Source organism: Photobacterium lucens, from assembly GCF_009873615.1.
Classification (GTDB): Bacteria; Pseudomonadota; Gammaproteobacteria; order Enterobacterales; family Vibrionaceae; genus Photobacterium; species Photobacterium lucens.
Map to the genome: position 1 here is coordinate 1 of NZ_SSMG01000165.1, position 8917 is coordinate 8917.

Annotated in this window: 9 protein-coding genes; 5 read left to right on the plus strand and 4 right to left on the minus strand. The window is 40.7% G+C overall.

Translation table 11 applies throughout. The features are described from left to right. Positions 1 to 194 precede the first annotated feature (194 nt). The gene (urtA, locus tag E5A76_RS07545; protein ID WP_161118557.1) at positions 195 to 1478 is read right to left on the minus strand and encodes an urea ABC transporter substrate-binding protein; all 1284 of its coding nucleotides are present in this window, start codon (positions 1476 to 1478) and stop codon (positions 195 to 197) included. Between the two features lie 506 nt (positions 1479 to 1984). Here urtA and E5A76_RS07550 point away from each other — a divergent pair. The 3 genes from E5A76_RS07550 (at position 1985) to E5A76_RS07560 (ending at position 4448) form a co-directional block, all read left to right on the plus strand. After that, on the plus strand, positions 1985 to 2743 hold the full coding sequence (locus E5A76_RS07550; RefSeq protein ID WP_161118558.1) for a nucleoside recognition domain-containing protein: 759 nt from the start codon (positions 1985 to 1987) through the stop codon (positions 2741 to 2743). Next, positions 2743 to 3204, plus strand: coding sequence for a YjiG family protein (locus tag E5A76_RS07555; protein ID WP_053986989.1), 462 nt, complete (start codon positions 2743 to 2745; stop codon positions 3202 to 3204). The genes E5A76_RS07550 and E5A76_RS07555 overlap by 1 nt, the downstream gene beginning before the upstream one ends. Before the next feature lie 122 nt (positions 3205 to 3326). After that, positions 3327 to 4448 (plus strand): M20 family metallopeptidase, encoded by a 1122-nt coding sequence (locus tag E5A76_RS07560; RefSeq protein ID WP_161118559.1) that lies wholly within the window; start codon positions 3327 to 3329, stop codon positions 4446 to 4448. Between the two features lie 137 nt (positions 4449 to 4585). Here the strand turns inward: E5A76_RS07560 and E5A76_RS07565 are convergent, their stop codons facing one another. Continuing rightward, positions 4586 to 4954: a nitrous oxide-stimulated promoter family protein gene (locus E5A76_RS07565; RefSeq protein ID WP_023931628.1), complete on the minus strand. Its 369-nt coding sequence runs from the start codon at positions 4952 to 4954 to the stop codon at positions 4586 to 4588. A gap of 312 nt (positions 4955 to 5266) precedes the next feature. After that, complete coding sequence (gene yejK / locus E5A76_RS07570) at positions 5267 to 6280, minus strand: nucleoid-associated protein YejK (protein ID WP_023931627.1); 1014 nt, start codon at positions 6278 to 6280, stop codon at positions 5267 to 5269. A 75-nt stretch (positions 6281 to 6355) separates the two neighbouring features. On the opposite strand from yejK, the gene E5A76_RS07575 reads away from it, so the two are divergent. Together E5A76_RS07575 and E5A76_RS07580 are read left to right on the plus strand one after the other, a co-directional pair. Then, positions 6356 to 6574 carry a YejL family protein gene (locus E5A76_RS07575; protein ID WP_023931626.1) on the plus strand — a complete coding sequence of 73 codons (219 nt, stop codon included), beginning with the start codon at positions 6356 to 6358 and terminating at the stop codon, positions 6572 to 6574. Positions 6575 to 6625: 51 nt separating this feature from the next. Continuing rightward, positions 6626 to 8506 carry a DUF3413 domain-containing protein gene (locus E5A76_RS07580; RefSeq protein ID WP_161118560.1) on the plus strand — a complete coding sequence of 627 codons (1881 nt, stop codon included), beginning with the start codon at positions 6626 to 6628 and terminating at the stop codon, positions 8504 to 8506. Positions 8507 to 8558: 52 nt separating this feature from the next. Here E5A76_RS07580 and E5A76_RS07585 read toward each other — a convergent pair whose 3' ends face one another. After that, on the minus strand, positions 8559 to 8834 hold the full coding sequence (locus E5A76_RS07585) for a hypothetical protein (RefSeq protein ID WP_081001627.1): 276 nt from the start codon (positions 8832 to 8834) through the stop codon (positions 8559 to 8561). Between the last annotated feature and the right edge of the window lie 83 nt (positions 8835 to 8917).

Here is an 8917-nt window from a genome sequence, read left to right on the forward strand (position 1 = left end):
TTTTATTTTTTGAACTGTTTTTTTTACTGTTAATGTTGAAACAAATGAAGAATAAGAATCAATGGGAGTAGCAAAAACAACAGAATGCGACATCATTATTGTCGCAATCATTAAGATAAATATTCGAAGCCGCATAATAGACATCCCTGATTTAAGAGAAAAAGCCCCTCGACAAAGGGGCTTTACTATTGAGATTAATTAGCACTACCAGAACATTTTTTCTCAATCACATTGTAGCTACCGCATGAGAAAGGTTTACTCCAACTTGAATACAAATCGCGAGAGCCTGGAAGATAATTTGACCACGCATCGCCATTGACTAAACCTGCGGTTTCCCATACCACTTCAAATTGGCCATCATCTTGAATTTCACCAATCAGCACAGGCTTTGTTATGTGATGATTCGACAGCATCGTCGAGTAACCACCAGAAAGGTTAGGCACTGATACGCCAATTAAAGCATCTTGCACAGCTTCAGGATCCGTTGTACCTGCATTCGTTACAGCTTTTACCCACATATTAAAACCAATGTAGTGTGCTTCCATTGGATCGTTAGTCACACGCGCTTTGTTTTTAATAAATTTCTGCCATGTTTCAATAAACTGACTATTCTGAGCCGTATCGACACTCATGAAATAATTCCATGCGGCAAGATGACCAACCAATGGCGAGGTATCCATCCCAGATAACTCTTCTTCACCCACCGAGAAAGCGATTACAGGAATATCTTCTGAGCTCACACCTTGCGCACCTAGCTCTTTATAAAATGGTACATTGGCATCACCATTAACAGTTGAAATAACGGCCGTTCTCTTTCCTTCTGCACCGAACTTCTTAATATCAGAAACAATAGACTGCCAGTCAGAGTGACCAAACGGCGTATAGTTGATCATTATATCTGCCGCTTTGACACCTTTACTTTTCAAATAAGCTTCAAGAATTTTGTTAGTAGTACGAGGATAAACATAATCAGTGCCAGCCAATACCCAACGCTCAATTTCCAACTCTTTCATCAGATAATCAACGGCAGGTACCGCTTGTTGGTTAGGTGCTGCGCCAGTATAAAATACGTTTTTCGAAGACTCTTCACCTTCATATTGCACCGGATAGAACAATATACTATTAAACTCTTCAAACACCGGTAACATGGATTTACGAGATACCGATGTCCAGCCACCAAACACCACATCCACTTTTTCTTTTTCAATCAGTTCACGAGCTTTTTCCGCAAAAAGAGGCCAATTAGAGGCAGGATCAACTACGACTGCTTCTAACTTTTTACCCAGTAATCCCCCTTTTTTATTTTGTTCATCCACCAACATTAATACCGTGTCTTTTAAGGTGGTTTCACTGATAGCCATCGTACCTGATAAAGAATGAAGGACGCCGACTTTAATCGTGTCTTCAGCAGCCCATAATGGTTGAGAAAGTAACGCTAGAACAGATAATGCCGTTAGATTGATCAGCTTCTTCTTCATAATATGCTCCTTGTAATAAACACTATCTACTGTCCAAGAAGCGTACCAATTCCCCTTGTTTTAATTATTAAAACAACCCATTGATTCCTAAAGAGAATAAATAACCCACAATCCTGATAATATTGTTAAATGCTCAATTCTTGTGCAGTTATTCTTCATCATCACCATAACTGTGCGTTCCTATAATGATAAAAAGTACAAAATACAACATATCCGCCTATTTACATATCATTACACCCATATAAATACAGTTGCATATCATCATTATTTGCCATAAATCATTAATGATGAGCAAGATCACAAATACAAACATACATATTTAGCAATCTTAGCTTTCAAATATTGAAGTTGATCTCAATCAACATCGAACCGTGATTTTTAATGAAAATACGGCTCACGCAATATTTAACGCCAGATGTAAAACGGATTCACGTTCATTGCGGAATGATTATCGACTTTCTATCGATATCACATTTTTTTCCTCTCCATATAAAGGACTTATAGCTATGAGCAATAATGCTACAGAAGGCCGTAAAGTTACGGTTGGCAGCTACCTTGCCCTCGCCTTTGCGGTTGTTTTCTTCTCAGGCTTACTTCAATCGAACCAATGGTACGGTGTATTTGACTTCACCACCTTAAACGGCTCTTTTGGTAGCGTTGTGTATTCTGTTGACCAAACGGCAGAAGGCATTGAAACAGCATCAACGTCTCTACGTGGTAAAGGCGGTAGTGGCGCGCGTGACGGTTTCTTATTCGCCCTAACCCTGATCCCAACAGTCATGTTCGCACTTGGTATGATCAATGTACTTGAACACTACGGTGCTTTAGATGCCGCTCGTAAGCTATTAACACCATTACTTCGTCCTTTAATGGGGATCCCTGGCAACTCAGGTCTAGCACTTATTGCTTCACTACAAAGTACCGATGCGGGTGCGGCAATGACACGTCAATTAAAAGATGAAGGTCACCTAACCAAACGAGAAACCGACGTCTTTACCATGTTCCAATTCTCAGCTGGTGCAACAATTGTTAACTTCTTCTCATCAGGTGCGGTGCTATTTACCTTAACCTATGCCTCAGGTGAGTTAGCTGTTACTTCATCGCTAGGCCTTGCTGTTGCTGTCATGTTTATCTTCAAATTCGTAGGCGCCAATATTTTCCGTGTTTACCTCAACATCACTGAAGGTAAAGAAGATAAAGATGGTAAAGAAGATAAAGATGGTAAAGACAACCAGAAAAATGTGATCAGTCAGGAGAACGCATAATGACTACAGCAAAGAAACCGATGGTGACGGACATTTTCGTTGAAGGCGCTAAAAAAGGCTGGGTAATTGCAACCACTTCAACGGTTCCTAACGTCCTAATGGCATTTGTGATCATCAAAGCGCTGCAAATCACTGGCGCACTTGATGCGATGGGCACACTGTTCTCACCAATCATGGCAGTATTTGGCCTACCCGGTGAAGCCGCAGCAGTACTGATTGGCGCATGGATGTCGATGGGTGGTGCTGTAGGTGTTGTGATCACCCTGTTTGACCAAGGTATTTTAACAGGTGAGCACATTGCTATTTTGGCACCTGCTATCTACCTAATGGGCTCACAAGTTCAGTACATGGGCCGCATCATGGGCCCTATCGGTACTGAAGGTCGCTACATTCCGGTTATGATTGCAATTTCTGTACTGAATGCTTTTGCTGCCATGTTCGTGATGAACATCTTGGTATAAGCCTTTCACTTTTGCCGTGAGTACTCGCTCACGGCAAATACTTTTCATCACAAGCAAACACCACTTCATTTGATTTCTGCACTGACGCTATTTTTTTGCATTGACGCAACTCGGAGCTGATTATGTCTTTTTGTCTTGATTCTTACCTAGAAGAACTACGCCCTTTAATTAACGTTGATTGTGGCACCCTAACCGTTGAAGGCATCAACTTTATCGCTGATACCATGGCACAGAAATACCAAGATCTTGGCTGGCACATTAAGCGTATTGATTGTGGTATCGCAGGTACCGGTTTAGAAATTCGTAACAAACCAGAAGCTGAGCACATTGATGCGATGCTAATCGGTCATATGGATACCGTTTTCCCAGTCGGCACTGCTGCCGCTCGTCCAATGACAACCGATGAATCCAAAGCCTATGGTCCTGGGGTTTCAGATATGAAATCTGGCCTATTAAATATCCTTTATGCGCTGCGTAGTTTAGAGCAAACAACATTAGATAAACTATCTATCTGTGTATGTATGAACCCAGATGAGGAAATTGGCTCATTACATTCTGAAGCATGGCTAAAAAGCGTAGCTGTGAATGCAAAACACGTTTTTGTAGCAGAAGCTGCACGTGCTGATGGCTCATTAGTTAAAGCGCGTAAGGGTATGGCACGTTACCGTTTAGGTTTCCACGGTAAAGCTGCGCATGCGGGTAACGAGCCTGAAAATGGTCGTAGTGCAATCAGTGAAATGGCACATTGGATCATTGCGATTAATGAACTCACTAACTTTGAATCAGGCACCACTTTCAACGTAGGCGTGGTAAAAGGTGGTGTTGGCGCAAACATCGTACCTGATTTTGCCGAAGCCATTGTTGATGTTCGTTTTTGGGATAACGATGAATACGCAGCAGCAGATAAAAAAATTCGTGCACTATGTGAAACGCCATTTACTGCTGATGTAAAAGTGGTTGCTGAACGTGAAGCACATAAACCATCAATGGTACCAAGCCCACAGACCGAGCAATTAATGGCACAAGTTGAAACAATCGGTAAAGACTTAGGTATTGATATTACGTGGCAAGCGGTAGGTGGCGGATCTGACGCTAACCTAACTGCAGTACTAGGCGTACCAACATTAGATGGTTTAGGTCCTATTGGTGCAGGTTTCCACAGTGCAGACGAGTGGCTAGATCTGGCTTCAATTGAACCTCGTATTCGTTTACTGCAACGTATCTTAGAAAAACTCGCTGCGTAAGCAATGATTAAAACTGGCATGTAAAACAACGAAAGGCTGCATCATGCAGCCTTTCTTTTCTCTGTCTTTGATAGGTAAACCTACAGATCAGAGCACAAAACATCTGTTCATATTTTCCGTGTTAAATCGTCGCTGATCTAACCCGTTTTCGTAAAGATCTCCGCTTTTCCTGCTGACATCTGGGCACTGTGTAAATTGTCTAATTTAAATTGTAACGCCCGGATTGGATGACGCCATAAGTAACGTGGAAACGTCCAACGCAATACATGGATCATCTGTAAACGCTTAGCCGATTGATAGCAATGCCCAATACAGTGCGAACAGCTAGGTTTATCCTCACCTAACCGACAACCGCTAACACGTTCTTCAACATACTCGATAAGACTTTCACATTCAGGACAAATAATTGCCCCACGGTGCAACGTTTTACAATATAGGCGAATCATCGCTTTCACTGCGTTCAGTTCACGTTGCGAACGAACTGAATGATTGTTTTGAACTATCATAGTGGGGTTATTATCCACCGGACGTTGCAAGATCCAATGATAAAGATCAATTTTTAAAAATAATCCTATCTATATGAGCAAATAACGAAACAAGCCTATCAAGATTGATTAAAACGCGAACTTTAATACATTGTTCGATATTTAATAACACAGCGTACCAAATAAAAAACATTTCATTAGCAGCATTTTTAAGCTTTGTAACAGATAAAAAAATAGGCCTGACTGCTTTACTTTCATCAATAGTGAAAGCACACAATCAAGGCCATGAGTATTTAGCCGTTGCTAATGATTACGGACAAGCCGTTTGGATGATTAGTTATCCGAATTTAAACGACGTAATAACTGATCTTTTAAGTTCGGTGGCGTACCTTTAATAGTTAAGGTATCGGTTTCTGCATCGTAGAAAATACGCTCACCCAACAACATACTGTCAAAGTTCAACGTCATACCACCGCCAGAACCCACAAATTTGGTCAGTTTACGCATTGCAGTACGATCGGCAGGGAAACTTTCTTCTAACTCATAACCTTGTTTAGAGGTAAATTCATAGAAGTTAGTCCCATCATCAGAAGTAGGCAGTTCACTTGCAAGCTCTTTAACCGTAACTTCATCACCAGCTTGTAGCTGACTATTACAGTAATCGTAAACTTGCTTACGGTATTGCTGCTTTTCTTCTTTATCTAAACGAGAATCCGCGCAGAAATCTTCAACCGCCTGCATCAGTACTTGGTTCTGCTCTTTCACGTCCAAGCCAACATCTGCTTGCATGAAATCTAAGAAAAAATCGGCAATCTTACGACCTACTCGGCCTTTAATAAAAGTAAGGTAACGTTTCGATTCTGGATCGGTTTCCCATGATGACAAGTCGATACGTGCCACAATATCCATTTTCGCGATATCAAGGTAATCGGTCACGCTGATACTTAGCTGCTCAGTTACCTTCATGCTGTGGCAAGTGGGCAACATACCAATAAACAGGTAATCAGTTGCTAGTGACTGATACTCTGCCATGACAATTGTGCCCGCTTCCGCAAATGGGTATTTCGCCAATTCGGTTTGTAAGCGCTTCGCTGACATATTAGAAAAAGTCAGAAAATCTAACTCACCTTGACGAAATTGCTTTAACCAATGGGAAAACTCACTGTCTTGAGCAAAAAGTGCAAAACCTTTCGCACCTTTACTACTGTAAATGCGGTTAAGTTCAGCCACGAGATCTTCTGTCGATGCATCGTTCTCTAGTGTCTGATTTCTAAGATGTATTTCTAGTTCATCTTGGTCGTTTTTTGTCAATTGATGAAGAATGACATTAGAAAGTGTAAGGCTCATAATGAAAAGGTTTTCAAGAAAACTGAACTCTAGGTTATCATAAGTCGCTTACGTAAACATTAAACAAGATTTCTTATGCCAATTACTTCAAAATACACAAATAAACAAGTTGAACAAATTATTGATGACGTGTTCGATGTACTTGAAAAACATCAAACTTCGCCAGAACTAGCACTAATGGTAGTTGGTGATATTGCGACTAATATCATTAACGCTAACGTGCCAGCTGCTCAACGTGCAGTGATTGCAGAAAAATTTGCTAAAGCTCTGCAGACCTCAATTAAAAAAGACTAAGTTTAATCACCTGATTAAACTTGCATTGAAGACTGAGAAGAATTGACATTTATGGTCGCCAGCGGAAATACCTACAAAGAGAAAGTCTCACAGCTGATTAGCTGGGGACATTGGTTCAGTTTCTTTAATATCATCGCAGCCATGCTATTGGGTACGCGATATATTACTCATTCAGACTGGCCTGCAACCTTGATCGGACAACTTTACCTTTTGTTAAGTTGGGTTGGTCACTTTGGATTTCTTGTTTTTGGCATTTATATTCTCATTATATTTCCAGCAAGCTTCCTGATCCCATCACAACGCTTAATGCGTTTATTTGGTGTACTCGTTGCCACTGTTGGTTTAACCGCCCTACTGCTTGATACCTATGCGTACCAAAGCGTTGATCTCCATTTAAGCCCACTGGTCTGGGACTTACTGTTGAGTGGCGATAAAACAGAATTAAATGCGCGCTGGCAGTACCTATTTGTTGTCGTTCCAGTCATCTTCCTCTTAGAGTTAATGTGCTCTGAGTGGGTATGGCGCAAACTTAGAAAGCTAACACGCAAACATGTCGGCGGTCCTATCGCTTTTGTTTTCGGCGTTTGCTTTCTAGGTAGCCACCTTATTTATATCTGGGCGGATGCTAACTTATACCGTCCAGTGACAATGCAACGCTCTAACTTCCCGTTCTCTTATCCGATGACGGCAAAAACCTTCATGGAAAAGCATGGTTTGTTAGACCGACAGGAATACACTAAGCGTCGTGCAGAGCAAGGCGTAAAGAACAGCGAATTAGTTCGCTACCCCATTCAAAAACTCAGCTTTAATGATCAAGGAACAGGTCAAAACCTGATGATCATTATGGTTGATAGCCTACGCAGTGACATGATCACCCCAATGGTGATGCCAAACTTGTCTGCGTTTGCCGAACAAAATCTTGATTTCACGGACAATTACAGTTCAAGTAACAGTGATTCAACAGGTGTATTTGGTTTACTTTATGGCCTACCAAGTGGTTATGCCAATAGTATCCGAGCTGAAAATAAATCACCGATTTTACTCAACACGCTACAAAACCGTGGCTACCACTTTGGTTTATTCAGTGGTGAGAATTTTGAGCTGCCAATTTACCGTGAAGCTATTTTTGCCAATACTAAGCTAGCCACAACTGACTCTGAGCATCCAGATCAAGTGCCAAGCGATGCCCATGCGCTTAAAGATTGGCAACACTGGCTTGTTAAACAAAAGATTGGTCAACCTTGGTTTAGTTTCCTTGAATTGACTTCAGTACAGCAATTTAAAGAAGGTGAGCATTATAAGCCTCGCTTCACTCCGTCTTTAGGCAGTAATGCCATTAATGAGAAAGGGGTTGATTCAACGTTACTTCTGAAAAACAGTTACCGTAATGCCGCTTTCCACATTGATGAAATGCTTGGTCGTGTTTTCGCTAATCTTGAAGCTAAAGGCGTATTAGACAATACCATTGTTGTGATTGCTTCTAACCATGGCACTGAGTTTAATGAAACGGGTAACAATACTTGGGGCTCTGGCAGTAACTACAGCAAGTACCAAATTAAAGTGCCATTAATCATTCACTGGCCAGATCATGCTGCACAAGATGTCACACGCCTAACCAGTAACTTGGATGTAGTACCAACATTAATGGAGTCGCTATTAAATGTTGCGACTGCACCATCAAATTACAGCTCTGGTGTAAGTTTATTTGATCAAAATAATGATCGCCGCTGGATCTTAGCGGGTAATGATGATGACATCGTTGTAGTACAGAAGAAACAAACGACGGTAGTTGATAAATATGGTAATTACAACGTTTACGATAATAATTACCAGCTAAAAGATGAAGGTAAACCAAAACTATCAACGCTAATGCAAGTAATGAACGAATTAAAACGTTTTTATGAGCCAAAGCCATACGAAAAAAATAATTAATCTTTTATCGGTAAATTAAATAAAAAGCAGCATTTATTGCTGCTTTTTATTTTTAATGATAGTCATCTCTTTCATCGTTATAGCAATGTTCAAAGCCATCGTTCCAACCATTGGCATATTTTCCTTTCATTGCCATCCGCTCTGGATCGCGCCTAAATCCTTCTGAATAAGTCATTTCATCTAAGGTTCGACTATGGCAACCATCTTGATAACCATCGAGATAATGACGAGTAAAACCAAGCTCTGATAATTGTTCATGTCGACTCGTCGAACATCCTATTAAAAGAAAAATAGATAATAAATAGCAGCAAACCACACCATATTTCATTATTCGCTCTCCATTTCCCTTTTATTCTTATTTCACATTCATGTAGTAGCGGAATATATGTTTTACTCATTACATAATAGAAC

Coding starts and splice junctions, on each gene's coding strand:
- E5A76_RS07580 (WP_161118560.1), top strand. CDS start 6,626: ATGGTCGCCAGCGGAAATACCTACAAAGAGAAAGTCTCACAGCTGATT.
- yejK (WP_023931627.1), bottom strand. CDS start 6,280: ATGAGCCTTACACTTTCTAATGTCATTCTTCATCAATTGACAAAAAAC.
- E5A76_RS07560 (WP_161118559.1), top strand. CDS start 3,327: ATGTCTTTTTGTCTTGATTCTTACCTAGAAGAACTACGCCCTTTAATT.
- E5A76_RS07550 (WP_161118558.1), top strand. CDS start 1,985: ATGAGCAATAATGCTACAGAAGGCCGTAAAGTTACGGTTGGCAGCTAC.
- E5A76_RS07585 (WP_081001627.1), bottom strand. CDS start 8,834: ATGAAATATGGTGTGGTTTGCTGCTATTTATTATCTATTTTTCTTTTA.
- urtA (WP_161118557.1), bottom strand. CDS start 1,478: ATGAAGAAGAAGCTGATCAATCTAACGGCATTATCTGTTCTAGCGTTA.
- E5A76_RS07555 (WP_053986989.1), top strand. CDS start 2,743: ATGACTACAGCAAAGAAACCGATGGTGACGGACATTTTCGTTGAAGGC.
- E5A76_RS07575 (WP_023931626.1), top strand. CDS start 6,356: ATGCCAATTACTTCAAAATACACAAATAAACAAGTTGAACAAATTATT.
- E5A76_RS07565 (WP_023931628.1), bottom strand. CDS start 4,954: ATGATAGTTCAAAACAATCATTCAGTTCGTTCGCAACGTGAACTGAAC.